At 70.0% G+C, this 24,040-nt stretch carries 27 protein-coding genes; 18 read left to right on the top strand and 9 right to left on the bottom strand.

Annotated elements, in window-relative coordinates:
• Positions 1 to 356: 356 nt before the first annotated feature.
• Positions 357 to 473 carry a cold shock domain-containing protein gene (locus CF8_RS22490; RefSeq protein ID WP_198016984.1) on the top strand — a complete coding sequence of 39 codons (117 nt, stop codon included), beginning with the start codon at positions 357 to 359 and terminating at the stop codon, positions 471 to 473.
• 766 nt (positions 474 to 1,239) lie between these two features.
• Positions 1,240 to 1,719 carry a cytidine deaminase family protein gene (locus tag CF8_RS08810; RefSeq protein ID WP_010832773.1) on the top strand — a complete coding sequence of 160 codons (480 nt, stop codon included), beginning with the start codon at positions 1,240 to 1,242 and terminating at the stop codon, positions 1,717 to 1,719.
• A gap of 169 nt (positions 1,720 to 1,888) precedes the next feature.
• Here CF8_RS08810 and CF8_RS08815 read toward each other — a convergent pair whose 3' ends face one another.
• Entirely contained in the window at positions 1,889 to 2,989 is a 1,101-nt protein-coding gene (locus CF8_RS08815) for a tyrosine-type recombinase/integrase (RefSeq protein ID WP_010832774.1), read from the bottom strand.
• Between the two features lie 658 nt (positions 2,990 to 3,647).
• On the opposite strand from CF8_RS08815, the gene CF8_RS08820 reads away from it, so the two are divergent.
• Positions 3,648 to 4,001 (top strand): hypothetical protein, encoded by a 354-nt coding sequence (locus CF8_RS08820; protein WP_036490617.1) that lies wholly within the window; start codon positions 3,648 to 3,650, stop codon positions 3,999 to 4,001.
• A gap of 243 nt (positions 4,002 to 4,244) precedes the next feature.
• On the opposite strand, the gene CF8_RS08825 is transcribed toward CF8_RS08820, so the two are convergent.
• From CF8_RS08825 to CF8_RS08835, 3 genes are all read right to left on the bottom strand, one after another.
• A complete protein-coding gene (locus CF8_RS08825; RefSeq protein WP_010832776.1) occupies positions 4,245 to 4,742 on the bottom strand; it encodes a hypothetical protein in 498 nt (165 codons plus the stop codon).
• A gap of 79 nt (positions 4,743 to 4,821) precedes the next feature.
• Positions 4,822 to 6,417 carry a phytoene desaturase family protein gene (locus tag CF8_RS08830; RefSeq protein ID WP_010832777.1) on the bottom strand — a complete coding sequence of 532 codons (1,596 nt, stop codon included), beginning with the start codon at positions 6,415 to 6,417 and terminating at the stop codon, positions 4,822 to 4,824.
• A complete protein-coding gene (locus CF8_RS08835; RefSeq protein ID WP_036490619.1) occupies positions 6,414 to 6,848 on the bottom strand; it encodes an SRPBCC family protein in 435 nt (144 codons plus the stop codon). The genes CF8_RS08830 and CF8_RS08835 overlap by 4 nt, the downstream gene beginning before the upstream one ends.
• 208 nt (positions 6,849 to 7,056) lie before the next feature.
• Here CF8_RS08835 and CF8_RS08840 point away from each other — a divergent pair, with 208 nt between their 5' ends.
• Together CF8_RS08840 and CF8_RS08845 are read left to right on the top strand one after the other, a co-directional pair.
• Complete coding sequence (locus CF8_RS08840; protein WP_010832779.1) at positions 7,057 to 7,926, top strand: iron-containing redox enzyme family protein; 870 nt, start codon at positions 7,057 to 7,059, stop codon at positions 7,924 to 7,926.
• Positions 7,923 to 8,129, top strand: a complete 207-nt coding sequence (locus tag CF8_RS08845; protein ID WP_036490623.1) for a CDGSH iron-sulfur domain-containing protein — start codon at positions 7,923 to 7,925, stop codon at positions 8,127 to 8,129. Before CF8_RS08840 ends, CF8_RS08845 begins: the two co-directional genes overlap by 4 nt.
• A 5-nt stretch (positions 8,130 to 8,134) precedes the next feature.
• Here CF8_RS08845 and CF8_RS08850 read toward each other — a convergent pair whose 3' ends face one another.
• Both CF8_RS08850 and CF8_RS22500 read right to left on the bottom strand, forming a co-directional pair.
• The gene (locus CF8_RS08850) at positions 8,135 to 8,770 is read right to left on the bottom strand and encodes a methyltransferase (RefSeq protein ID WP_010832780.1); all 636 of its coding nucleotides are present in this window, start codon (positions 8,768 to 8,770) and stop codon (positions 8,135 to 8,137) included.
• A complete protein-coding gene (locus CF8_RS22500) occupies positions 8,767 to 8,910 on the bottom strand; it encodes a GPGG-motif small membrane protein (RefSeq protein WP_198016985.1) in 144 nt (47 codons plus the stop codon). Before CF8_RS22500 ends, CF8_RS08850 begins: the two co-directional genes overlap by 4 nt.
• Positions 8,911 to 9,053: 143 nt before the next feature.
• On the opposite strand from CF8_RS22500, the gene CF8_RS08855 reads away from it, so the two are divergent.
• Positions 9,054 to 10,847, top strand: coding sequence for an ABC transporter ATP-binding protein (locus CF8_RS08855; protein WP_232211602.1), 1,794 nt, complete (start codon positions 9,054 to 9,056; stop codon positions 10,845 to 10,847).
• A 115-nt stretch (positions 10,848 to 10,962) separates the two neighbouring features.
• Here CF8_RS08855 and CF8_RS08860 read toward each other — a convergent pair whose 3' ends face one another.
• Entirely contained in the window at positions 10,963 to 11,781 is an 819-nt protein-coding gene (locus CF8_RS08860; RefSeq protein ID WP_010832782.1) for an SGNH/GDSL hydrolase family protein, read from the bottom strand.
• A gap of 183 nt (positions 11,782 to 11,964) precedes the next feature.
• Here CF8_RS08860 and thrS point away from each other — a divergent pair, with 183 nt between their 5' ends.
• The 4 genes from thrS (at position 11,965) to CF8_RS08880 (ending at position 16,255) form a co-directional block, all read left to right on the top strand.
• A complete protein-coding gene (gene thrS / locus CF8_RS08865; RefSeq protein ID WP_010832783.1) occupies positions 11,965 to 13,959 on the top strand; it encodes a threonine--tRNA ligase in 1,995 nt (664 codons plus the stop codon).
• A 72-nt stretch (positions 13,960 to 14,031) separates the two neighbouring features.
• Positions 14,032 to 14,991, top strand: coding sequence for an AurF N-oxygenase family protein (locus CF8_RS08870; RefSeq protein WP_010832784.1), 960 nt, complete (start codon positions 14,032 to 14,034; stop codon positions 14,989 to 14,991).
• A gap of 71 nt (positions 14,992 to 15,062) precedes the next feature.
• The gene (locus tag CF8_RS08875) at positions 15,063 to 15,773 is read left to right on the top strand and encodes a TetR/AcrR family transcriptional regulator (RefSeq protein WP_010832785.1); all 711 of its coding nucleotides are present in this window, start codon (positions 15,063 to 15,065) and stop codon (positions 15,771 to 15,773) included.
• Complete coding sequence (locus tag CF8_RS08880; protein ID WP_010832786.1) at positions 15,770 to 16,255, top strand: HIT family protein; 486 nt, start codon at positions 15,770 to 15,772, stop codon at positions 16,253 to 16,255. The genes CF8_RS08875 and CF8_RS08880 overlap by 4 nt, the downstream gene beginning before the upstream one ends.
• Before the next feature lie 6 nt (positions 16,256 to 16,261).
• Here CF8_RS08880 and CF8_RS08885 read toward each other — a convergent pair whose 3' ends face one another.
• Both CF8_RS08885 and CF8_RS23460 read right to left on the bottom strand, forming a co-directional pair.
• Positions 16,262 to 17,404 carry a N(5)-(carboxyethyl)ornithine synthase gene (locus tag CF8_RS08885; protein WP_010832787.1) on the bottom strand — a complete coding sequence of 381 codons (1,143 nt, stop codon included), beginning with the start codon at positions 17,402 to 17,404 and terminating at the stop codon, positions 16,262 to 16,264.
• On the bottom strand, positions 17,401 to 17,532 hold the full coding sequence (locus tag CF8_RS23460) for a hypothetical protein (protein WP_269634810.1): 132 nt from the start codon (positions 17,530 to 17,532) through the stop codon (positions 17,401 to 17,403). The genes CF8_RS08885 and CF8_RS23460 overlap by 4 nt, the downstream gene beginning before the upstream one ends.
• Before the next feature lie 107 nt (positions 17,533 to 17,639).
• Between CF8_RS23460 and CF8_RS08890 the strand changes: the two genes are divergently transcribed.
• The 8 genes from CF8_RS08890 (at position 17,640) to CF8_RS08925 (ending at position 24,033) form a co-directional block, all read left to right on the top strand.
• Entirely contained in the window at positions 17,640 to 18,395 is a 756-nt protein-coding gene (locus CF8_RS08890; RefSeq protein WP_010832788.1) for an inositol monophosphatase family protein, read from the top strand.
• A 9-nt stretch (positions 18,396 to 18,404) separates the two neighbouring features.
• Entirely contained in the window at positions 18,405 to 19,058 is a 654-nt protein-coding gene (gene pgsA / locus CF8_RS08895; protein WP_332248905.1) for a phosphatidylinositol phosphate synthase, read from the top strand.
• A gap of 42 nt (positions 19,059 to 19,100) precedes the next feature.
• Positions 19,101 to 20,006, top strand: a complete 906-nt coding sequence (gene pdxS, locus CF8_RS08900; protein WP_010832790.1) for a pyridoxal 5'-phosphate synthase lyase subunit PdxS — start codon at positions 19,101 to 19,103, stop codon at positions 20,004 to 20,006.
• Positions 20,007 to 20,078: 72 nt separating this feature from the next.
• A complete protein-coding gene (locus CF8_RS08905) occupies positions 20,079 to 20,930 on the top strand; it encodes an acyltransferase family protein (RefSeq protein ID WP_010832791.1) in 852 nt (283 codons plus the stop codon).
• Between the two features lie 122 nt (positions 20,931 to 21,052).
• Positions 21,053 to 21,577 carry an alternate-type signal peptide domain-containing protein gene (locus CF8_RS08910; protein WP_051204175.1) on the top strand — a complete coding sequence of 175 codons (525 nt, stop codon included), beginning with the start codon at positions 21,053 to 21,055 and terminating at the stop codon, positions 21,575 to 21,577.
• Between the two features lie 11 nt (positions 21,578 to 21,588).
• Positions 21,589 to 22,287 carry a hypothetical protein gene (locus tag CF8_RS08915; protein WP_156887194.1) on the top strand — a complete coding sequence of 233 codons (699 nt, stop codon included), beginning with the start codon at positions 21,589 to 21,591 and terminating at the stop codon, positions 22,285 to 22,287.
• Between the two features lie 17 nt (positions 22,288 to 22,304).
• Positions 22,305 to 23,456 (top strand): hypothetical protein, encoded by a 1,152-nt coding sequence (locus tag CF8_RS08920; protein ID WP_156887195.1) that lies wholly within the window; start codon positions 22,305 to 22,307, stop codon positions 23,454 to 23,456.
• A 10-nt stretch (positions 23,457 to 23,466) separates the two neighbouring features.
• On the top strand, positions 23,467 to 24,033 hold the full coding sequence (locus tag CF8_RS08925; protein ID WP_198016986.1) for a signal peptidase I: 567 nt from the start codon (positions 23,467 to 23,469) through the stop codon (positions 24,031 to 24,033).
• Positions 24,034 to 24,040: the final 7 nt, after the last annotated feature.

A 24,040-nucleotide genomic window follows, 5' to 3' on the forward strand; every position in this document is an offset into this window, starting at 1 on the left:
CGACCTGGGCCACGCCAGCAGCCTGCCGACACCGTATGGCCCCCGGTGGCCCGCTGCGGCGACCGGTGCGGACCAGCCAGCGGCCGACGCATCTTCCCCGGACATGGCCGCACTGCAGCGACACCTCCTCCAACGATCCCAACAGCGATGCGACCCGCCATCTGGACCCAGCGCGCCCCCGACCGGCTCACCATCGCGCTAGCCAGCGGGCGTGCCATGACACGGTCCACCCCACGACGACGGTTGCCGCTGTGCTCACTCATCCGGACGTACCGACAGCGGATCCCGCACTGGCACGCTCCGCGAGCCGATCGACTTATGACGAGCGAACGCTTCTGCGGACTAGGGTCGCGATGGTGAGCGACGACCTGGACGTACGCCGTCCCGACCTTCTCGACGTGGGTCGCACCGGTACGGTGAGGTGGTTCAAGCAGGAGAAGGGCTACGGCAGGATCACCGCCGACGATGGATAGTTGCTCTTCGTCCACTTCTCGGACATCGTCGCTGAGGGTTACCGGTCGCTCGGCGCAGAGCAACGCGTCGGCTTCGTATGGCGCGGCGAGATCATGGATCACGGTCGCCACAACACTGAAGACGTGCGCGTCCTTCGATAGGGCCTCCGAGTCGTCGCGGCCAGCTCACGTCCGCAAGACGATCGGCTACGGGTGACGGTGGGGCGCACGAGTTCGCATCACCTGTGACCCGGGGCGATCTCGGCGCAGGGAGTGCAGCGCGTGTAAGCCTAGGTTGAGCAGCGCGCTAGCTGCCGCCAGCAGGACGGTCGAGCTGGAGCTGTCCACCACCCCCGGGGCCAGCAACGGCCAACCCCACGGTGATCCGAGCGCGATCAACCACAAGGCGGCTAGGCCTGCGCCGATATTGGCGTCTGGGGTTCTGCTGACGGTCAGTGAGAGTACGAGGTAGGCGAGTCCGAGGAGGACCAGTGCGAGGTGGATGAGTAGGAGAACCCGACGGCTGGTCATGAGCCATACCCTGCAGCGTTCGGGGTGGTCGGGCCTGTGCCCGCATACTCATCATCCTGCAAATGCCGGTGTCACTGGAGTCAAACGCTCAGGGCCGATGATTTTCGGTTGAGGATCCGCGGAGGGACGAGGCGGTTCAACCGTTCAGCCCCGGCGTCGCCGAAAGCGGATCGTCTATCGGACGGGCCGACGGGGTCTCCTGCGCGCCGAGCCCGCGTGGGTTGTCGTAGCCGCGGGCGTGTGCCATCGTCACCGAATGCCGCTGCCGCCCTCCGCCCGGGATCTCACCGACGATGAGCGGGAGCTGGTCGAGCTGGCCCGAGAGACGATTGACGCCAACACCGACGCCGGTCCCGAGGAGGACGGCGTCCATACGATGGGTGCGGCGGTGCGCGCGGCAGACGGGCGCATGTTCGCCGGGGTGAACCTGTATCACTTCACCGGTGGGCCGTGCGCCGAACTGGTCGCTCTGGGTGCCGCCCGCGTCGGCGGAGCAGGCGAGATCACCGCGATTGTGGCCGTCGGAAACCACGGGCGCGGCGCAGTCGGCCCCTGTGGCCGTGACCGACAGGTGCTCTTCGACTACCACTCGAATATCCGAGTGATCTTGCCGACCGGCGAAGGTCTGAAGAGCGTGCTCATCACCGACCTGATGCCGCTGGCCGCCCTGTGGACCGTCGAGGGCGGCACCCAACCGTACGACCCCACAAACTTTCTCGGTCCGCCATCCCGGTAGCGGATCCGTGTTCGGGACGCACAAGCCACTCCCGTCCCGCTCTTGGAGTCAGCGATCGCGCGCGCTGGTTGAGTCGGTTACGGAGAGCGCTGCGTGGCGTGACCAAGTGCAGGACAGGGACGGAAGTGTCTCGTTAGCCCTTCGTTAGCCCCCTGACGTTGGCTCTCGGTCAGAGGCTCTTCGTTGCCAGGTTCGACAAGGCCTGGGCGATCACCTTGTCGCGGTCCTTCGCGGCGTGCTGATACCGCAAGGCCGCGCCGGCGGTGGAGTGTCCGAGGCGGGCCATCAGCTCGGCCAGCGTGGCACCCGTGCTCGCGGCCAGGACCGCGCCGGTGTGGCGGAGGTCGTGGAACCGGAGATCGGGTCTGCCGGCTTCCTCGCGCGCCTTGTAGAAGACCCTGTAGAGGGTGGCGGGCGCCAGGTGCTTCGTCGGGTCGCCCGCGGATGGGAAGAGCAGACCGTCCCGGCCTCCGGTGATGTTGTCGGCCAGGTGCGCCTTCACGATGGGGAGCAGGTGCGGCGGGATCGAGACGTCGCGGCTGCCAGCGTCGGACTTCGGTGTGCCGATGATGAACTCACCGTTGACGCGGACGACGGCTCGGCGGATCTTCACGACGCCGTTGGTCAGGTCGAAGTCGTGGCGGCGTAGTTCGGTGATCTCACCGAAGCGGAGTCCGCACCATGCGGCCAGAAGGATCATGAGCCGGTAGCGCTCGGGCATCGCCAGAGTCAGGGCCTCGAGCTCGGGCAGGGTGGCGGGGCCGATCTGCTTGACGCGCTTGGTGTTGCCCGCGCCCCGGATGTGGCAGGGGTTGAATTCGATGAGTCGGCGTTGCACAGCGTCGCTAAGGATTGTCCTCATGAGGCCGTAGGCGTGCGCGTTGGCTGTCGGGGTCGAGTCGCCCATCCGGTAGTGCCAGTCGTCGATCAGGTCGGCCGTGACGTGCTTCAGGGCGACGTCGCCGAACGTCGGGAGGATCCGCGCGTCGAGGATCTTGCGATAGTGGTAGCGCGTGCGCGGCTTCAACTGGCGGTGCGTGAGCCAGCGCTCGGCGTGCTCCCCGAATGTGAGTGGCGCCTTCGTCGTCGGCGGTGTCCAGTCCTCGTTCTTGATCTCGCGGCGTCGATCGGTGAGCCACGCCTCGGCATCCTCGGCCGTCTCGAACGTGACCGGGGCGATGTGCCGGATCGTGTCGGGGCCGAGGTAGGACGCTTGGTAGCGCTTGCTGGGAAGCTTCCTGATCGCACCGAATCCGCGCCTGCGTGGCATGTCCGCTCCCTAGTTCGTGCAACAACGTGCAACTAGGATGGCAAAACATGTGTGCTTCTGTCCACGCGCCCTAGCGATAGATGGTCCTGTTTCTGCAGGTCAGAGGGCTTTTGTCCACTTTTGGCCAGTATCGCCGCATACGCTGGAATAAGATTCGAACCCAGTATCGCCCACCCACGTTCGTGCACATCAGAGGCCGTTTCCCGTCGGGGAGGCGGCCTCTCGTGCATCTGGCGAGCCCCGTTCGGCTCGAGCGACTTCGCGTGCCCGGGGCGCCCGCGACCACATGGGCAGCGGCCATGTCGAAGCGCCTGCATCTCGCAAACTGGGCGGTAACCCGGTGCTTGGCGTGATCCGTCTCACCTACCCGCGGGTAGTCATGGAAGTGTCCGTAACTTGCGGCCTTGATGCAGGTTGAGAATGCTGTAAACCCGCATCCGGGCTGCTCCACCCCTCCCAGGTAAGTCGGCTCGGCGCCCAGCCCGGCCAGCTCGGGCTGGGCGCAACAGCCCATCTGTCGCCGAATCACCCGTCCACGTGGCAGACCAGCACTCGACCAACTCTTGGGAGAAACATGTCGCCGAGCTCCGATCAAGACCTACGCCCGGTCCAGACGCCGATCGCGGCCCAGGAGACCCCAACGAGTGCCGTTGAGCGGATGCTCGAGCTGGCTGGCCTCACCGCCGACCGGCTCGTCATCGACGCGGGGACGGAGGCCGAATCGCTGGTGAGCGCCGCACAGGCCAAGGCTGACGCGATCCTGGAGGCCAGTCGCAACGAGGCGGATCGGGTCGCAGCCGAACTGGCCAGCCGCAAGTCGGAGCAGGCCGCCGCGCTCGACCGCGAGCGCGTCACGGCACTGGCCGATCTGAGCGATGAGAAGACAACCCTTGAGACACAGATCGCCAAGCTGCGTGAGATGGACAGGCGCCATCGCAGCCAGATGCGACACCTCCTCACCGAGCAGCTCTCAGTGCTTGATGAAACCGCTCACGAGCCATCCGCTGGCTGACGGAGAGACCGTCTCGTTGGGCCGAAAGCTCACTGCGATGACCGCGCCCATGGGCCCGGTTGCACGCGACGTACTGCTTCGCGGTCTCAGCGAAGGCGCGGCCGACCTGCGCGGTCTTCTTGACATGCGCAACGCTCTGCCCTGTGTCGAGAGCGGCGTCCTCCATTAGCTCCGATAGCGCCCTCGCCGAACAGATGCCGCACCGCTCGAAGGGCTAGAGGGGGACCGGCCGGCGCTGCCGACTCACGAGCGGACTGAGCGCGACCAGGAGCACGACGCCGCGAGCGGGAGCAGATCGAGTTCCACGATGATCAGCACGAACCCGACGAGCGCGAGCCAGGCGCTGGAGCGCGGCGCGACCCCGGATCGACCGGCGAGATGGAGCGTGGCGACGAAGCCCAGGACGAACGCGGGCGGGCCGATCAACTTCAGGACGTCCGGCATGCTCGCCCAGTCCTTGAAGTCGGGCGACAGGTCGCCGACGATGACCCAGACGAAGAGAGCGGCACCGAGCACGGTCGTGGCCGTGGTCATCAAGGCGATCCTCGTCGCGACGGTGCGACCGATCGCGACGGTCAGAGTCGCGAACGCGATGAACGCGATGAGGAACGCAGAGTGGCCGAGGTCCCAGGCCAGGCCGGGGCCGTGGTGTCCGTCGCGGCCGTCGAGCCAGCGCAGGACGCTGTAGACCAACAGTCCCGAGGGGGCGATCAGCGCGGCAAGGCGGGTCGTCATGGTCATCTGCTGACTCTCTGCCCTGCTGGCGGAACGGCGCATCGGGGAACGCCCCCGGCTGCCCCTCCTCCTGGTGGCCGGACCCTTAGGGGCTCGCCACACGTCCGGGAAGCACCCGCCGCAGCCGGTCGTGCGCGAGCGCGGCCCGGGCGGCGTTGTCCCCGCAGGCGCCGTGGACCCCTCCGCCCGGATGGGCGGAGGCGGAGCCGAGGAAGAGACCCCGCACCGGCGTCTCGGCCCGCCCGAGCCCCGGCAGCGGACGGAGCACCAGCTGCTGGTGGAGCTGGGCGCTGCCGCCGTTGAGGGAGCCGCCCACCAGGTTGGCGTTGCGCGCCTCCAGCTCCCGCGGACCCAGGATCCGTCGCGCGAGCGCAGCGTCGCCGAAGCCGGGCGCCAGCCGTTCGAGCCGGGCCTGCATGCGATCGGCGAAGCGCTCGCAGTCGTCGCGGTCCCACACCCCACGGATCCCGCCGTCCCCGCCGTCGCTGCTGGTGTGTTGCGGGACGTGCGCGTAGGCCCAGAAGGACTCGGTCCCGGCGGGGGAGCGGGTGGCGTCGGCAGTGGTCATCTGGCCGGAGAGCATGAACGGAGAGGCGGGTACGGCGCCTGCCTGCACCTGCGACATGGCGAGCGCCATGTCGGCCACCGAGTCGGCGACGTGGACGGTGCCGCACGCCGTGTCCGGCGCGACCTGCCACGGGACGGGGCGGGCCAGCGCCCAGTCGACCTTGACCGTCCCGGGGTCGAGCTCGAACGTCTCGAGAGACCTGAAGACCCGTTCCGGCACGTCGGAGCGCTCCAGCAGGCGCGTGTAGAGCGTGGGCGCGAGCACGTCGGCGATGACGGCTCGCCCAGCGGCGTACCTCTCCCCACCGATCGTGCGGACCGCGACGGCGCGACCGCGCGTGACCTCGACGTGCTCGACCTCGGCGTCGGTGCGGATCTCACCGCCACCGGCCAGGAACCGTCGGGCCAGCGAGCGCGAGAGCCCGCCGGCACCGCCCTCGGGGACGGGGAAGCCGACCGTCTGCCCGAGCATCGCCAGCAGCAGCCCCATCAGGCCGGAGCCCGGCGAGTCGAGGGGGATGTCCGCATGCGCGGAGTTGCCGGCGAGCAGCAGGCGCGCGCCCTCGCCACCGAAGCGCTGCCGGACCAGGGTCGTGGCCGGGGTGAGCAGGGTCTTGACGAAGTCGAGGCCGCCGACGTGCCGGAGCGCGGCCAGCAGCCCGACCCCGTGGCGCACGGGTGGGAAGGGCGTGAGCAGGGCGCCGATGAGGTGCGGACCGACGCGGTCCCACTGCTCGCAGAGCTCCAGCCACGCGCGGCCGTCGCCGGGTTGCAGGTCGTCGAGCCCCGCCGCCGTGAGCTCGCGGTCGCGGTGCAGCACCGCCCAGCTGCCGTCCTCGAAGGGGTGGCCGAGCACGGCGGGCGCGTGCTGCCACACCAGCCCATGGTCCTCCAGGTCGAAGGACGCGATGGTGGGGGAGATGGCGGCGAGCGGGTGGAACGCGCTGAACGTGTCGTGCACGAAGCCCGGGTGCACCTCCCGGTCGCTGCGCACGGCACCGCCGACCTCGGGCTGGGCCTCCAGCAGGAGCACCGACCACCCGGCATCGAGCAGCCTGTTGGCTGCGACCAGGCCGTTGGGCCCGGCCCCGACCACCACCGCGTCCCAGGTCATCGACGTCCTTCGGCGACGAACGCCAGGCGCCGGAGGGTCTCGGTGTTGCGCCACTTCAGGCCCAGCGAGCGCGCGGGCCGCGGCACGAGCACGCCCGGCCCGGAGACGGGGTCCTCGACGATGCTGACCTCGGTCTCCGCGCCGACCGGGCTCAGCGAGATGACCACCCGGGCCTCGCCCATCGGCCAGGCGCGAGCGCGCAACGTCAGGCTGTGGTGCGGCCGGCACTCGACGACCTCCGTGTAGTCGTTGATCAGCGCGGGCCAGACACCGACGGAGTGGTGCAGCCTGCTGCCGGCGGCGGGCCAGTCGTCGTCGACCTCCCGCATCCGCGAGGCGCCCACCACCCACACGGGGAAGAGCCAGCCGTCGCTCAGGGTCTCCCACATCTGCTCGGGGGTGACGTGCATCCGTCGGGTGTTCTCGGCCATCACAGCTCCTTGGAGGTCCGGGGTCGGGGTGTCCTTGCGATGGCCGGTACCCGACAAGGCGGTGACCAGTCGTCCGAGGTCACGCCTGATCTGTCGATTTCGGGGTACAACTTCATCCATGTATCTCCCCAAGCCACGCGGAAGCCTCAGTGAAGCGGCCTTCGACCTCTTGCGGTCCCTGCCCGATGGCCAAGCTGCCGAGACAGGAGTGAGCGTCCAGCCGGACAGCATCGAGGACGCCGACCTCACGCTCTGGGCGGTGCACGAGCTGTCGTACGGCGGGTTCGAGGACGTCCACGACCTGGCCGAGACCAGCCCGCCCGTGCTGTTGCTGCGCGCGCGGCTCGAGACCGACCTGGAGGCCCGGCTCCGCGACCGCTGGCCGGGCGCCCAGCCGGCGCCGACCGACGTCCCTGCGGAGCTGGTGCGCCTGGTCGCGGAGGACGACGGTCCCTCCCTCGCCGAGCACGTCCACCGGCGCGCCGACCTCGACCAGGTGATGGAGCTGCTGCGACAGCGCTCCGTCTACCACCTCAAGGAGGCGGACCCGTCCGCCTGGGTCGTGCCCCGGCTCCCGGTCCGGGCCAAGACCGCCCTCGTGGAGCTGCTCTTCGACGAGTACGGCGACGGCGACCCCAACCGCCTGCACGCCCACCTGTTCGCCCAGGGACTCGAGGCCGTCGGCCTGCGGTCCGACTACGGCGCGTACGTCGACGACGCGCTGCCCGAGGTGTTCGAGATGAACAACGCCGCGAGCATGTTCGGCATGCAGCGCCGGCTCCGCGGGGCCGCCATGGGACACCTCGCCGCCTTCGAGGCGACCAGCTCCCTGCCGTCCCGCCGCATGGTGCAGGGGTTCGCCCGGCTGGGGCTGCCGACGGAGATGGTGCGCTACTACGACGAGCACGTGGAGGCGGACGCGATCCACGAGCAGACGGCCCTCCGCGACATCTGCGGCACCTTGGCCGAGGAGCAGCCGGAGCAGGCGGGGGACATCCTGTTCGGCGCCTTCACCTGCCTGGACCTCGAGGCGCGGTTCGCCACGGCGATGCTCGACAGCTGGGGAGTCGCGTCATGAGTCCCCAGGCGTTCGAGCACTCCGAGGTGGTCCTCGTCCCGGACGGGCCGATGCTGGTCCGGGGAGTGCGCAGCATCGAGGACGCCGACGGTCGCGTCCACGCCGTCGAGCGACCGGTCGTCGCACTGTGCCGCTGCGAGAAATCGAGCCGGCTGCCGTGGTGCGACGGCACGCACAAGGTGATCGCGCGCAGGGGCGACTGAGCCGGCTACTCCGCGCTGGCGGCGTCCCGGTCGATCCGCACCAGCACCCCGCGCTCCTGCTGGCGCACCTCACTCAGCGTCAGGGCGTCGGCGAGGTGCAGCTCCTCGTCCGCGAGGACGTCGGCCTGCTCCGTGGTGCCGAGCTGGAGCAGCGCCGAACCCCCGGGCGCGAGGTGCCGGCGGATCACCTGGAGGCAGGCGCGCGCGACGTCGAGGCCGTCAGGACCGCCGTCGATCGCCGACAGCGGATCCTCGGGGAAGCGTCCGGTGTCCAGGCGCGGCACCCACGGCGGGTCCGCGATGACGAGCGCGAACACCTCGGTCGGCCCCACGGCGCTCTCCAGCGGGGCGTGGCGCACGTCGACCTGCTCGGCCAACCCGGCCGCGAGCGCGTTCGTGCGGGCGAACTCGCAGGCCACGTCGCTCGCGTCCACGCAGACCAGCGGACGCCCGGAGCCGGCGACGGCCAGCAACCCGATCTGCCCGGCGCCCGAGCACAGCTCGAGCACCGGTCCGTCCGGCGCCGTACGCAGGATCTGGGCAGCCCACTCGGACTGGGCCACCGTCCACTCGCGTGGGCGCAGGACCCGGTGGTCGAACGCGATCGCCAGCGATCCGAAGGCCAGGCTCTCGGTCGTCACCTGAAGATGCTGTAGCCACCCGGGCCGACGAGCAGGCCCACGACGATGAGCACCGCTCCCATCACCAGCTGTCCGCGCACCAGGGAGACGATTCCGGCGATCACCAGGATCGCGGCGATGATGAAGAGAAGTGTTGTCATGACGCACCTTCTATCTGTGGGGAGTCGTGCGCCGCGGATGGCGCAGGTGGCTGCTGCCACTTGCCGTACCCACCACGCGGCGCTGCATACCGTCGAGCCTACGGTTGCTGCCGCCGAACCCCGACGTTTCGATGGAGGACCGCGTGTCCCAGGCCGTCACCCATGACGCCGACCAGCCCCTGCGCGCGCTCTGGAAGCGCTACCGCGCCTACCGCGGCCGCTTCATCGCTGCCGTCGTGGCCTCGACGGTCAACAAGGTCGCCGACGTCATGCCCGAGCTGCTCATCGGCGCGGCGGTCGACGTCGTCGTACGCGGCGACGCCTCCTTCATCGGCGACCTGCTCGGCGTCGAGTCGCGCTACGCGCAGCTGGGCTGGCTGGCGGTCATCAACGTCGTCGTCTGGGTCATCGAGTCCGCCACGCAGTACGTCGCCGACGTGCTGTGGCGAGGTCTCGCCCAGGGAGTCGAGCACGACCTGCGGGTCGAGGCCTACGACCACGTGCAGCACCTCGACCTCGGCTGGCACGAGTCACGCCCGGCCGGCTCGACGCTGGCCACGCTGAACGACGACGTCAACCAGCTCGAGCGCTTCCTCGACATCGGCGCGCCCGCGATCCTCCAGACCGCGCTCAACATCCTGCTCGTCGGCGGCGTCTTCGCGGTCGCGTCCGGCCAGCTGCTGGTGCTGGCGTTCTTGCCGATCCCCGTCATCGTGCTGGGCTCGCTGGTGTTCCAGCGGCGCCTCGAGCCGCTCTACGTCCGGGTGCGGTCCGCCGTGGCCGACCTGTCCGGGACGCTCAGCGCCAACCTCGCGGGCATCGCCACGATCAAGGCGTTCACGGCCGAGGACCGCGAGCGCGACCGGGTGGCAGCCGTGTCCCGTGCCTACCGCGACGCCAACACCGTGGCCATCCGCTCGTCCGCCGCGTTCGTCCCGCTCGTCCGGATGGCGATCCTGGCCGGCTTCACCTGCACCCTGCTGCTCGGCGGCTGGGCGGCGCTGCGCGGCGACCTCGAGGTCGGCCTCTACTCCGTGCTGGTCTTCATGACCCAGCGACTGCTGTGGCCGCTCACCGACGTCGCCGAGGTGCTCGACCTCTACCAGCGCGGCCGGGCCTCGGCCAGCCGCATCCTCGGCCTGCTCGAGGAGCCCGTGACCGTGCCCGCGGGCGCGACCGCCCTCGCGCGACCGGTGGCCGGGCGGATCGAGCTGCGCGGCGTGCGTTCGGGGTACGGCGACGGGCCGGACGTGCTCCACGACATCGACCTCGTCGTCCCTGCCGGCGAGACCCACGCGATCGTCGGCGCCACGGGCTCGGGCAAGTCGTCGCTGCTGCGCCTCGTGCTCCGCTTCGACGACGCGCGCTCGGGCCAGGTGCTCCTCGACGGCCAGGACGTCCGCGAGCTCGACTGGGACTCGCTGCGCGGGTCGATGGGCTATGTCGCGCAGGACGTCTTCATGTTCGCCGGCTCGATCGCCGACAACATCGCCTACGGCCGGCCCGACGCGACGCGCGAGCAGATCCGGGCCGCCGCCGAGGCAGCTGCCGCGCTCGACTTCATCGAGGCGCTGCCCGACGGGCTGGACGCGTGGGTGGGGGAGCGTGGCGTCACCCTCTCCGGCGGCCAGCGCCAGCGCCTCGCCCTGGCGCGGGCCCTGCTGCGCGACCCGGCCGTGCTCGTGCTGGACGAGGCGACCAGTGCCGTCGACAACGAGACCGAGGCCGCGATCCAGCGCTCGCTGCGCCAGGCGACCGCCCAGTGCACCGCCCTCGTCGTGGCCCACCGGCTCTCGACCGTCCGGCACGCCCACCGCATCTGGGTGCTCGACGCCGGGCGGGTCATCGAGGGCGGAACCCACGACGAGCTGCTCGCGCTCGACGGTGCCTACGCCGCCCTGTGGCGGGTGCAGACGGGCGAGCTCACCGCCCGCTGAGCTGTCGGACGTCCGCCGGGAGGTCCGACGAGGTGGCTGCCGGGGCGACCGGATCGTCGGACGTTGCGATCAACGTCCGACGATCCGGCGGTTGGCAGCCGGTGGTCCAGCTCGATCAGCCGATGACCGCGCGCACCAGCGGGGTGTAGCCGTTGGCGTAGCCGCTGCGCGACGGGTGGTAGGCGTCGGCCAGGTTCCAGGCCTTGCCGTTGACCCAGGGGTCGCTGGCGCAGATGTCGTGCCCGCCGAACGGGGAGATCGCCGACTTGTAGGTGAATCCAGCGGCGGCGACCCGGTTCGAGATCTTCGACTCCAGGTTGGTCACCACGGAGTTGATCGACGTGCGGTTGGCGGTGCTGATGCCGTCCGCGGCCAGGCACGAGAGGTTGGTGCCCAGCGGGTTGGGGTAGCCCAGGACCACGACGGTGGCCGTGGGGGACGCAGCCTTGATCCGGGCGTAGGTGCCGTCGAGGGCGGCTCCCAGCTGGTTGGCGATCTTGCCGTTCGCGGTGTCCGCCGCCGCCTGGCACTGGGCGTCGTCGTTGTAGGCCCAGCAGCTCGTCAGCAGGTTGACGAAGCCGATGTCGTTGCCACCGATCGTGATCGTGACGAACTTCGTCGTCGAGGCCAGCGCGCTGATCTGGTTGTTGTTGACGTCGGTGGTGGTGGCACCGCCGCACGCGACGAACGTCAAGGCCGTGTTGGGGCGCTGCTGGGCCACGAGGTAGGGGTAGGCGTAGGTGTTGCGGTTGCAGAAGAAGTCGAGGTTGGTCGAGTTGGCGCCGTTGCCGGAGGAGTAGGAGTCGCCGAGGGCGACGTAGCCGTCGGGGGTCGCCGCTTTGGCAGCCTGGGCGCCGGGGGTGGCGAGCGCGACGAGTGCCGTGGCACCCGCCACGAGGAGGGCAAGGGTGTTGCGCAGGGGAGTGTGACGCATCGGGGGTGTGTCTCCTAGCGATAGTTGGTGCGCGTGAGCATGGTGGTGCGCGTCACACCGTGTCGAGGGCACTTGCCCGTTTTGAGACGCCGTCGGCCCCAGCGGCAAACTGGGGTGAGCCGGGACGAGACCGGCCGATAGCATCGGCACCGTCCGTTTCTCGCACCACTCAAGGAGCACCACGTGTCCGACATCAAGGTCGTCCGCATCCACGCTGGCCAGCGTCAGGAGCACTCGACCACGACGGGCACCAAGGCCTGGGAGCTCTTCAAGGACGACGCCGACGTCATCGCCGCCCGGGTGGGGGGAGACCTCAAGGACCTCGCCTACGAGCTCCGGGACGGTGACGAGGTCGAGGGCGTCGACATCGCCAGCAACGACGGCCGCGACATCCTGCGCCACTCGACCGCCCACGTGATGGCCCAGGCCGTCCAGCAGCTCTGGCCCGAGGCCAAGCTCGGCATCGGCCCGCCGGTGGAGAACGGCTTCTACTACGACTTCGACGTCGAGACCCCGTTCGTGCCGGAGGACGTCACCAAGATCGAGTCCGCGATGCGCAAGATCATCAAGGAGAACCAGCGCTTCGAGCGCCGGGTCACCACCGACGCCGACGCGATCAACGAGCTCCAGGACGAGCCCTACAAGCTCGAGCTGATCGGGCTCAAGGGCGGCGCCGGGGCCGACGACACCGAGGGTGCGAGCGTCGAGGTCGACAGCGGTGAAGGTGCCGAGCTCACCATCTACGACAACATCGGGCGCAACGGCGAGGCCAAGTGGTCCGACCTGTGCCGCGGCCCGCACATCCCGACCACCAAGCGGATCCCCGCCTTCAAGCTGATGCGGACCGCAGCGGCGTACTGGCGCGGCGACGAGAAGAACAAGATGCTCCAGCGCATCTACGGCACCGCTTGGGAGACAAAGGAGGCGCTCGACGAGCACCTCCACCGCATCGAGGAGGCCGAGCGCCGCGACCACCGCAAGCTCGGGCGCGACCTCGACCTGTTCAGCTTCCCCGACGAGATCGGCTCCGGCCTCGCGGTGTTCCACCCCAAGGGCGGCGTCATCAAGCGGGTGATGGAGGACTACGTCCGCCAGCGCCACATCGAGGAGGGCTTCGACTACGTCGGCACCCCCCACATCAGCAAGGAGGGGCTGTTCCACACCTCCGGACACCTGCCCTACTACAAGGACACGATGTTCCCGCCGATGGAGTTCGAGGGGTCGGACTACTACCTCAAGGCGATGAACTGCCCGATGCACAACCTGATCTTCCGCTCGCGCGGACGGTCCTACCGCGAGCTGCCGCTGCGGCTGTTCGAGTTCGGCTCGGTCTACCGCTACGAGAAGTCCGGCGTCGTGCACGGCCTCACCCGCGTCCGCGGGCTGACCCAGGACGACAGCCACTCCTACGTCACCCCTGAGCAGGCGCCCGCCGAGGTCAAGCACCTCCTGGAGTTCGTCCTCGGCCTGCTGCGCGACTTCGGCATCGACGACTTCTACCTCGAGCTCTCGACGCGCGACGACGCCAAGCCCGACAAGTTCGTGGGCACCGAGGAGGAGTGGGCGGTGGCCACCAAGGTGCTCGAGGACGTCGCGATCGACTCCGGCCTGGAGCTCGTGCCCGACCCGGGTGGCGCGGCGTTCTACGGTCCCAAGATCTCCGTGCAGGCACGCGACGCCATCGGCCGCACCTGGCAGATGTCGACGATCCAGTACGACTTCAACCAGCCCAAGGGCTTCGAGCTCGAGTACAACGGCGCCGACGGTGCCAAGCACCAGCCGGTGATGATCCACTCGGCGAAGTTCGGCTCGCTCGAGCGCTTCTTCGGCGTCCTGGTCGAGCACTACGCCGGAGCGTTCCCGCCCTGGCTCGCGCCGGTCCAGGTGCAGGCGATCCCGATCGCCGACAAGCACAACGACTACCTCCACGACGTCGCGCGGCAGATGAAGGTGGCCGGGCTGCGGGTCGAGGTCGACGACTCCGACGACCGGATGCAGAAGAAGATCCGCAACGCCCAGCTGCAGAAGGTGCCGTTCATGATGATCGCCGGCGACGACGACATCGAGAAGGGCGCTGTGAGCTTCCGCTACCGCGACGGCCGCCAGGACAACGGCGTGCCCCTCGAGGAGGCCATCGCCAGGGTCGCGAGCGCCGTGGCGAGCCGCGAGCAGGTCTGAGCCCGAAATATATGTGACGTCGTGTCGCGCGTATCCATTTACACCGACACGACGTCACGCTAACTTCGGGGTATGACCACGAAGCAGGAGTTCCACGACAGCCTTCGCACGCTCTCGCAAGCCTCGGTCGAGCAGCACTTCGACGCCTTCGTCGACATCGACTGGGACCACCCGGACTTCGCGGTCGACCCGGCAGACCCACGCTGGAAGCTGCCGCGCGAGCACGTGCTCGGGTCGCACGAGTGGTACCTCGGGCTGCCCGAGGAGGAGCAGATCCGCGTCGGTCTCTACCTCCAGGCCAACGTCACCAAGGTCGGCCTGCAGTTCGAGCAGGTCCTGATCGCCGGCATCATGAACTACCTGCACCGCCTGCCGAACGGCTCCCCGGAGTTCCGCTACGCCACCCACGAGGCGACCGAGGAGTGCCACCACACCCAGATGTTCCAGGAGTTCGTCAACCGCTCCGGTGCCGACGTCGCCGGCGGGTCGAGGTTCTTCCGCGGTGTGGCCCCGATCCTGCCGCTCGCCGCCAGCATCGTGCCGTTCGGCTTCTTCATCGGCGTGCTGGCGGGGGAGGAGCCCATCGACCACATGCAGAAGGCCGTGTTGCGCGCCGGCGACGACATGCACCCCTTGCTGCAGCGGATCATGCAGATCCACGTCGCCGAGGAGGCCCGCCACATCGGCTTCGCCCACCAGTTCCTCACCTTCAACGCACCGAGGCTCGGCCCGATCGAGCGCCAGCTGGTCGCCGTCCTCACACCGGTCGTCATGCGCTGGCTGTGCGACGAGATCATCAAGCCGAGCAAGCGCGCGCGCCGCGACATCGGCCTCCCGGACGACGTGTTCAAGGAGGTCTACTGGGCCCAGCCGAGCTCGCGGAAGGTGCTGCGCGACCTGTTCGGCGACGTCCGGATGCTCAGCGAGGACATCGGCCTGATGAATCCCGTCTCGCGCCGGGTCTGGCGGCTGCTCAAGATCGACGGCCGCTCGGCCAGGTTCCGCGGCGAGCCCGCCTCCGCTGCCGCCTGAGCCGCCGGGCCCGGCGACGACCCCGACGAGTAGGCTCCGCGAGACCGTGTAGCCGAACATGCGGAGGGGCGATGAGCGTCGGGCCCACAGATGGCCGCCAGGTCCGCTGGGAGCAGCACAACATCGAGCGCCGCGCCGCCATCCTGGCCGCCGCGCTCGAGGTCATCGAGGCGACGCCGCCCGGTGACGAGGTCAACGTCGCCCACATCGCCGAGCGCGCAGGCGTCGGCCGCACGGTGATCTACCGCCACTTCACCGACCGCGCCGAGCTGGACCGGGCGATCCGGGCCGCGATCCTCAACGACGTGTGGGCCCACCTGTTGCCCGTGCTCACGCTGGAGGGCACGATCCCGCAGATCATCGAGCGCGCCGTGGCGGAGTACGTCAACTGGGCCGCGGCCCATCCCGCGCTGCACGGCGTCGCGGTCACCAGCGAACCCGGTGGCGGCAACCCCCTCGACGAGGGGGTCGCGGTGATCGCCGGCCGCGTCGTCGAGCTGATCGGGACCGCCCTCGAGATCCTGGGGCTCGAGCTCAGCGCCGACGAACGAGCAGCGATCGACCCCCTCGTCCACGGCTTCGTCGGCGGTGCCTTCGGAGTCGTACGGCGATGGCTGGCCCGGCCGGAGCGCGAGCCCAGCGCCGAGGTGCTGGCGGAGCTCACGACGGCCTCCGTGTGGTTCCAGCTCCACGGGCACGCCGGCGCGCTCGGGCTCGAGCTGCGCGCGGACCAGCCGATCGAGGAGCTGCTCGCCGGCCCGGGTCCCGAGGGCGCGCAGTGAGCGACCTCGAACGGCTCTGGACACCGTACCGCATGGCCTATGTCCGCTCGGACATGACGGCCGACGGCTGCCCGTTCTGCCGGATCCCGCAGGGCGACGACGAGGCCAACCTGATCGTCGCGCGCGGGGACGCCGCCTATGCCGTGCTCAACCTGCACCCCTACAACCCCGGCCACCTCATGGTGCTGCCCTACCGCCACGTCGCCGAGCTCGAGGACCTCACGCCCGAGGAGTCGGGCGAGCTGATGGCCATGACCCAGCAGGCGATCCGGGTGATCCGCAAGGTCAGCACGCCGCACGCCTTCAACGTCGGGCTCAACCTCGGCGGTCCCGCGGGCGGGTCGTTGGCGTCGCACCTGCACCAGCACGTCGTTCCGCGCTGGTCGGGCGACGCCAACTTCATCACCGTCATCAGCGACACCAAGATCTTGCCGCAGCTGCTGGAGGACACCCGCCGCCTGCTCGCGGACGCCTGGGGCTGATCGCCGCTAGGCGACCGGGTGCGGGTGGGCCTCCGCGCGTCCCTGGAACGACAGGATCGCAGGATTGCGCACCCGGCCGTCCTGGATCTCGATGGCGCGCGTGATGGTCTCGTCGGCCGCCCACGCGGCGGGGCCGGAGAGCACCGTCTCGACGAACGGCATCAGCGCCTCGCTGTTCTCCCAGGTCGCGGAGTTCCAGAGGTAGGACGGGCTGTGGTCGACCGCGTAGTAGTGCACGCGGCCACCGACGGTGAACATCGGATCGTCGAAGGTCGTCGGCGTGGCCCAGGTGAAGCCCATCGCCTCGTCGCACGACACGTCCACGATCAGGCTGCCCTGGCGGAACGCGGCGAGGTCCTCGGTGGCGAGGTAGGTCAACGGGGCTGCGGTGTCCTGCAGCGTGCAGTTGACGACGATGTCGTTCTCCGCGAGGTACGGCGCCAGCGGGACCCGGCCCCGGTCGGTGATGACCTGGGTGTTGGCCGGGTCGTCCGGGTCGTGGTCGAACTGGCGGATCTGCACGGAGTGGATCGGTGAGCCGACCGCGGCCACGCCCCGCGTGGTGAGCACGGCGACGTCGCTGACCCCGTGGGCCTTGAGGGCGGTGACCGCCCCACGCGCGGTCGCGCCGAAGCCGATGACCACGGCGCTGAGCCGGCGACCGTAGTCGCCGGTGATGCCGACGAGCTCCATCGCCTGCAGCACCGAGCAGTAGCCCGCGAGCTCGTTGTTCTTGTGGAAGACGTGCAGGCCGACCGAGCCGTCGCGAGTCCAGTGGTTCATCGCCTCGAAGGCGATCAGGGTGAGCTCGCGGTCGATCGCGAGCTGCGTCATCGTCGGGTCCTGCACGCAGTGCGGCCAGCCCCACAGGACCTGGCCGGCGTGCATGGCCGCGACGTCCTCGTGCTGGGGCTTCGGGAGCACCACGACGTCGGAGCCGGTGATGATCTCCTCGCGGGTCGCGAACCCGGCGACGAGCGGGGCCAGGTCGGCGTCACTGCGACCGAAGCGTTCGCCGTACCCGTGCTCGAGGGTGGTGCGCGCAGCGATGCGCGGGTCCAGGCGGACGAGGTGGTCGGGGTGGAGAGGCAGTCGGTGCTCGTTCTCCTTGGTGGAGGTGCCGACGATGCCGAGGCTGAGGAGCGTCACTTCTTCTTGCTGCCCAAGCTCTCCACGGCGGCGCTGCCGCCGGCTGCCTTGGCCTGCTTGTCGGCCCGCTTCTCCTTGATGGACTTGGACTTCTTGGTCATGCCTTGCCGTGGCGACTTGTCGGCCATCGGGACTCCCTGGTTGGCGGAGCAAGATTGCTCCGTCTTGCCACAGTACGTTGCGCGTCCACCCACGCTTCACCACGACGAGGTCGTTCCCCGGTAGCGTGCCCGCCGTGGATGACGCAGAGCTGGCCGCACTCCTCGTCCGCGACGCCGGCGCCCTCGCGGCCGGCATGCTGGCCCGCGGGCTCGACGCCGAGACCAAGACCCACGTCTCCGACGTCGTGACGGCCGCCGACCACGCGGCCGAGGCGCAGGTGGTCGAGACGCTGCGCCGCGAGCGCCCCGACGACTCGATCGTGGGGGAGGAGGGCGCCGACCAGGTCGGCACCAGTGGTCGGACCTGGGTGATCGACCCCGTCGACGGCACCTACAACTTCCACCGCGGACTCGACTGGTGGTGCAGCGCCCTGGCCCTGGTCGACCGCGAGGAGCTCGTCCTCGGTGCGGTGCACCACGCGTCCAGCGGCTCGACGTACGTCGGCGGGCCGGCCCTGCCGAGCAGCCACAACGCGCGAGCGATCAGCCCGCTCACGGACCGCCCGCTGCGCGACAGCTGCGCCACGACCTATCTGCACCCGCCGTTCTACGAGGGCGAGATCGGTGCGGCGTTCGTCCGCGCTGTCGAGGGCGTCGCGACCCTGCGGATGATGGGTTCGGGGACGATGGACGCGGTCGCCATCGCCCAGGGCCGCTGCGACGTGCTCTTCCAGCACTCGGTGCCCGACTGGGACCGGCTGCCGGGCGCAGCGATCATCCGCGGGGTGGGCGGCGAGTCCCGCGTCGTGCACGCCGCCGGGGTCGACTGGCACGTGGCCGGGGTCCCGAGCGCGGTCGCCGAGATCTGCGACCGGCTCCTCGACAGGTAGCCTGCGGCCGTGCCTGAGGGAAATGTGCTGACCAGCTCCGTGCTCGACCGCTTCAAGGGCTTCTGGCAGGGCGTGGTGCTGCAGCCCTTCATCAAGCTGTTCATCAAGCTCGGGATCAGCCCCGACGCGGTCACGCTCGTCGGCACGATCGGCGTCTGCGCGGGCGCGCTGATCTTCTTCCCGCAGGGGATGCTGTGGCAGGGCGTGCTGTTCATCACCGCCTTCGTCTTCAGCGACCTGATCGACGGGGCGATGGCGCGAGCCGTCGGCCGCAAGGACACGTTCGGCGCGTTCCTCGACTCCACGCTCGACCGGATCGCCGATGGCGCGATCTTCGCCGGCCTGGCGCTCTACTTCGCCTGGGTGGCCGAGGACCGGCTCTACCTCTGCCTGGCGCTCGTGTGCCTGGTGATGGGCTCGGTCACCTCCTATGCCCGCTGCCGCGGTGAAGGCCTGGGCTTCAACGCCAAGACCGGCATCGCCGAGCGGGCCGATCGCCTCGTCGCGATCCTCGTGCTGACCTTCTTCGGCGACGTCCTCGACCTGCCGATCCTCTACGAAGTCACCCTGTGGCTGCTCGCCGTGGCCAGCACGGTGACCGTCCTCCAGCGGATCCTGCTCGTACGGCGACAGGCGCTCGCCGAGGTCCGCCCGGAGGGCTGATCCCGAATCGGCATGTACGCCGCAGCGCCGTAGGATTGGCCCATGGCTGAAACCCCTGCAACCACGACCGAAACCGGCACCTCGCGCGTCAAGCGCGGCATGGCCGAAATGCTCAAGGGCGGCGTCATCATGGACGTCGTCACCGCCGAGCAGGCGAAGATCGCCGAGGACGCCGGCGCCGTCGCCGTGATGGCCCTCGAGCGGGTCCCCGCCGACATCCGCGCCCAGGGTGGCGTCAGCCGCATGAGCGACCCCGACATGATCGACTCGATCATCGAGGCCGTCTCGATCCCGGTCATGGCCAAGGCCCGCATCGGCCACTTCGCCGAGGCGCAGATCCTGCAGTCGCTCGGTGTCGACTACATCGACGAGTCCGAGGTCCTGACCCCGGCCGACTACGCCAACCACATCGACAAGTGGAACTTCACGGTCCCCTTCGTCTGTGGTGCGACCAACCTCGGCGAGGCGCTGCGTCGCATCACCGAGGGCGCGGCGATGATCCGCTCCAAGGGCGAAGCCGGCACCGGTGACGTGTCCAACGCCGTCACCCACATGCGCACGATCCGCGCCGAGCTGCGCCGCCTCCAGGGCCTGGAGCCCGACGAGCTCTACGTCGCGGCGAAGGAGCTGCAGGCGCCGTACGACCTGGTCAAGGAGGTCGCCGAGGCCGGCAAGCTCCCGGTGGTGCTGTTCACCGCGGGCGGCATCGCCACCCCGGCCGACGCCGCGATGATGATGCAGCTCGGTGCCGAGGGCGTGTTCGTCGGCTCGGGCATCTTCAAGTCCGGCAACCCCGAGCAGCGCGCCGAGGCCATCGTCAAGGCGACGACCTTCTTCGACGACCCCGACGTGGTGGCCAAGGTCAGCCGCGGGCTGGGCGAGGCGATGGTCGGCATCAACGTCGACGAGATCCCGCAGCCGCACCGCCTCTCCGAGCGCGGCTGGTAGTCCGCTCCCGAGTTTGCCTGGTGGTCGCGGCGGCGTTGCCGTCGCGACCACTGGGACGGGCATCCTGCCCGGATGCTGCGCCTCCTGTGGATGGACCGACTCCGTGGTGCGGCGATCATTGCCGTGGTCGTCCTCCACGCCGAGCTGAGCGTTCGCGCCGCCAGCGGCCACGACCTGCCGCTCGTGCACGCGGTCAACGGGCTGCTGGCGCCGTACCGCATGCCGCTGCTGGTCGCCCTCTCCGGCGTCCTGCTCACGCCGGCGCTGGCCAAGCCGTGGCGGAGCTACCTGCGCGGCAAGGTCCGCGCGCTGCTGTGGCCCTACCTCGTGTGGGTCACGCTCGACACGGCCTACGTCGCCGCGCGTGCGGGCGGCCTCGGCTGGGACTACGTCGCGCACCTCGCCTACGACCCGAAGACCTACCTGTGGTTCCTGGCCTACCTCTTCGTCTTCTACGTCGTCAGCCTCGCGCTGCCGTCGTGGCTGCGGATCGCCGGCGGTCCGCTCGTCCTCGTGCTCGCCTGGCAGGCCGACCCCACCGCTGACTGGCACAAGCTCGCCTGGCTGCTCGGCTGGTTCCTGGTCGGCGACACCCTCGGTCGGGTCGTACGCCGCCGGCTGCGCCCGGCACCGGTGCCACCGCGCGACGTGCTCGGGTTCGTCGGGCGCAACTCCCTCGTGTTCTACGTCAGCCACCTGATCGTCATCATCTTCGTGACCGACCTGGGGGCCTGGCTCGGGGTGGGCTCGGCCGCGCTGCTGTTCGTGCCGGCGGTGCTGGTGGCCTTCGTGGTCGGCACCCTCCTGGTCCGGGCTCGCCGCCATGCCCCGGTCGACGCACTGTTCGTGCTGCCGTGGCAGGTGGTTGACACCACCCGTTCGGCCGTCGTGGCTGCCCCGATGGGTGGGCGTCAAGCGGTCTGACTGGTCCGTTGGGATGGTCTTGTCCGGGCCGGCAATATCGGGCTCGGGCTGCCTGTTCGACTGGGTGCCGGCCGAGGGCGATGGCCCTCGACGGATCCCACACACCCAGGAGCACCCACACCATGAACAAGTCCACCAAAGGCGTCATCGCCGCCGTAGCCGGCGTCACCCTCCTCACCGGTGTCGGCGGCACGTTCGCCAACTGGTCCGAGAACGGGTCCGCAGCGCCCGGCACCGTGACCGCCGGCCACCTCACCCTGACGGTCGCCCCCGGCACGTGGAGTGACATCACCACCGCCACGCCCAAGACCCTGACCAACATCTCCGCCTTCCGCATGGTCCCGGGCGACGTGGTCCGCTACACGACCACCGTCACGCCCGACCTCCTGGGCGACAACCTCACCGCCAAGCTGACGGCGACGCTGCCCGCGGGAACCGGCACCCTCGCGGACGACGTGACCGTGGTCGCGCAGTTCGACGGCTCCGCCACCGCGGTCAGGGAGATCACCGAGGCCAACGACGACACCGCGATCCCGATCACCGTCACGGTGACGATGCCCTTCACCAACACGCTCGGCGAGGACGAGGTCCTCAACCTCTCCTCCCTGACCGTGGACCTGGTCCAGAACGCCAACCCGGTCGTCTAGGACTGATCGTCGTGTCTGCTGTGTCGTCGCGCGCGGGCCGGCCCCGGCACCGCGCCGACGGCCGGCAGGGTCGCGGCAGGATGGCCGGCGCGACGCTGGCCACCCTGCTCGGGGTGCTGCTGCTCACCAGCGGCCTCGGCACCTGGAGCGGGCTGCGGGAGCAGGGCCAGCGAGCGGTGGGGAACATCCAGGCCGGCTCGGTCTCCCTGAGCGGCACGCTGCAGGTGCAGCTGCACTCGCGCCAGCCGGTGGGGAGCCGCTCGTTCTCGTCCTCCACCACCTGCGCGCCCACGGCACCGTTCGTCGAGTGCAGGGTGGTGACATCGTCCCTGGCCGCGGAACGGCTCATCCCGGGTGACGCAGTGCGCGTGCTCCGCGACGTCACCCTCGCCGGGAACGGCGACAACCTGCGCGGAGCCCTCGTCGTCGACGCGTCGGCGCTGCTCGACCGGGCACCGACGGCGTCGCTGCTCGCCCGGTCGTCGGCGGTCACCTTGGGTGTCACCCGCCCGGGCGGGGCCGCGGCTCCGGTGAGCGGGCTGGTCTCGACCACCCAGGTCTCACGTGCCGCCGGCGACTTCGGCACCTACCAGGCGGTCGTGACCATCCAGACCCCGCTCGACGACGCGGGAGCCCCGTGGAACGAGGCGCTGTGGACCCAGGTCCTCGACCTCGGCTCGATCAGGGCCACCTTCGACCAGACCAGCTGACCTTCCCGAGGAGCACCATGAGCACGAAACGATTCATGGCGGCCATGGCGGCTGTCCTCGTCGTCGTGCTCGCGCCTGCGCTCCTCACCTCGTCGCACTCGACGCAGGCCGGCTGGCGCGAGGAGCTCGTCGTCACGATCGCCGATGCCCGCAGCGACACCTTCGGCCTGGAGACAGCCGGCACGACCAACACCGTCGACCACGGCCAGGCAGCGCCGGCCGACGTCGCCAACGAGCCGGCCATGACGGTCCAGAACCTCTCCCAGACCCATACGTCGTGGATCGACGTGGTCAGCGCCCGCGCAACGGTGCCGGCCAGCAACACGACCTCGACCCTGCTCGGCAACGTGCGGCTCAACTACGACCCCACGACCACCGGCTGCCTGGCCGGCGCGGCCGGGGTGCCGTACTGGGCGGTGAACGGCGGGAACGCGCTCGCCAGCGGCACCGAGTATCCCCGCGCCTCGGCCAAGGTCGCCGGCGACGTGCTCGCGCCCGGGCAGACGAAGTCCGTGTGCCCGCTGGTGGAGCGGACCGGGACCACCGCCGAGTTCCTGCTCGCCCACGCTGGTCGGCAGCTCGACATCCAGACCAAGGTTCGGCAGCGGTCGGAGGCGCCGGGAACGTGGTCGTCCACGACGGCGACGCTGACCAGCCGCTACCAGGTGAAGCTCCCGCCTGCCACCAGGCCCTCGGCCGACAACGTGGTCTGTGCGCGGACCTTGCTGCTCGGCGCGCGATCCTCGATCGGCCTCTACGGGCGCCTCTACTGGGCGTGGCCGTTCGCCGGCGGCTCGGCGAGCGTCCCGACCGCTGCCGTCAACCGGTTCACCGTCATCCGCTCCACGGACGGCACCACCTGGGCGCCCCTGCGCAGGAGCACCGACCAGACCACGGGCGCCATCGACCAGTACGCCGGCACAGCCAGGATGTCGGACGACATCAACAGCAGCTGGCTCGCTGCCAACGCCTCCACCCCGGTCTACCTCTCGGTGCGCGCCTACCCCTACGCCGGTTCCAGCGTGTACGTCGATGCCGACTGGATGGTCCAGGTGAGCGAGGGGAACGCGCAGCTCGACGACTACTTCACGTGCCGGACCGGTGGGGCGGCCACCTCGACGAGCGCCGGCGTGGCCAACGCGGGCTCCGTGCCGGTCGGGCTCGGCTGAGATGCGCTGGGTGAGGGTGCTCCTGCGCACCGTGATGTCGCTGGTCCTGCTCGTCGCCGTGGCCCTGCTCGGAGCGCTCGTGGTCGTGCCGAGGGCCTTCGGCTGGGTGCCGCTCACGGTGCTGTCGGGCTCGATGACCCCCACCTACCCCGTCGGCAGCCAGGTGGTGGTCGAGCGTGTCGACGGTGCGGAGGACGCCAACGACCTCGAGGTCGGCGACATCATCACGTTCCTGCCGCGGCCGGACGACCCGAGCCTCACGACCCACCGGATCGTGCGCAAGCAGTGGCGACAGGACGGGGTGGCCGTGTTCACCACCCGGGGCGACGCCAACGACACCGACGACGCGTGGGAGCTGACCGAGCAGCAGATCAGGGGCAGGGCGCGGTACCACGTGCCCTACGCCGGCTACGTCGCGACGGCCCTGACCCAGGAGAAGAAGGACACCGGGATCGTCGTGCTCGCGGGCGGCCTCCTCGGCTACGCCGCCTGGCAGCTCGCGCAGGCGGCCCTCCACCGCCGCCCTCGCACGCGGGTGCGAGGCACTCGCGCCGACCGCCCCGCCGGCCGCCTCTAGGATCTCC

The organism is Nocardioides sp. CF8 (assembly GCF_000389985.1).
Classification (GTDB): Bacteria; Actinomycetota; Actinomycetes; order Propionibacteriales; family Nocardioidaceae; genus Nocardioides; species Nocardioides allogilvus.

Excerpts from the sequence above, each read along its gene's own strand:
- CF8_RS08835 (WP_036490619.1), bottom strand. The coding sequence starts at position 6,848 with ATGGCCGAGAACACCCGACGGATGCACGTCACCCCCGAGCAGATGTGG.
- CF8_RS08905 (WP_010832791.1), top strand. The coding sequence starts at position 20,079 with ATGCTGCGCCTCCTGTGGATGGACCGACTCCGTGGTGCGGCGATCATT.
- CF8_RS23460 (WP_269634810.1), bottom strand. The coding sequence starts at position 17,532 with ATGGCCGACAAGTCGCCACGGCAAGGCATGACCAAGAAGTCCAAGTCC.
- CF8_RS08825 (WP_010832776.1), bottom strand. The coding sequence starts at position 4,742 with ATGACCATGACGACCCGCCTTGCCGCGCTGATCGCCCCCTCGGGACTG.
- CF8_RS08875 (WP_010832785.1), top strand. The coding sequence starts at position 15,063 with ATGAGCGTCGGGCCCACAGATGGCCGCCAGGTCCGCTGGGAGCAGCAC.
- CF8_RS08830 (WP_010832777.1), bottom strand. The coding sequence starts at position 6,417 with ATGACCTGGGACGCGGTGGTGGTCGGGGCCGGGCCCAACGGCCTGGTC.
- CF8_RS08845 (WP_036490623.1), top strand. The coding sequence starts at position 7,923 with ATGAGTCCCCAGGCGTTCGAGCACTCCGAGGTGGTCCTCGTCCCGGAC.
- CF8_RS08920 (WP_156887195.1), top strand. The coding sequence starts at position 22,305 with ATGAGCACGAAACGATTCATGGCGGCCATGGCGGCTGTCCTCGTCGTC.
- CF8_RS08870 (WP_010832784.1), top strand. The coding sequence starts at position 14,032 with ATGACCACGAAGCAGGAGTTCCACGACAGCCTTCGCACGCTCTCGCAA.
- pdxS (WP_010832790.1), top strand. The coding sequence starts at position 19,101 with ATGGCTGAAACCCCTGCAACCACGACCGAAACCGGCACCTCGCGCGTC.
- CF8_RS08860 (WP_010832782.1), bottom strand. The coding sequence starts at position 11,781 with ATGCGTCACACTCCCCTGCGCAACACCCTTGCCCTCCTCGTGGCGGGT.
- CF8_RS08910 (WP_051204175.1), top strand. The coding sequence starts at position 21,053 with ATGAACAAGTCCACCAAAGGCGTCATCGCCGCCGTAGCCGGCGTCACC.
- CF8_RS08815 (WP_010832774.1), bottom strand. The coding sequence starts at position 2,989 with ATGCCACGCAGGCGCGGATTCGGTGCGATCAGGAAGCTTCCCAGCAAG.
- CF8_RS08810 (WP_010832773.1), top strand. The coding sequence starts at position 1,240 with ATGCCGCTGCCGCCCTCCGCCCGGGATCTCACCGACGATGAGCGGGAG.
- CF8_RS22500 (WP_198016985.1), bottom strand. The coding sequence starts at position 8,910 with ATGACAACACTTCTCTTCATCATCGCCGCGATCCTGGTGATCGCCGGA.
- CF8_RS08820 (WP_036490617.1), top strand. The coding sequence starts at position 3,648 with ATGCTCGAGCTGGCTGGCCTCACCGCCGACCGGCTCGTCATCGACGCG.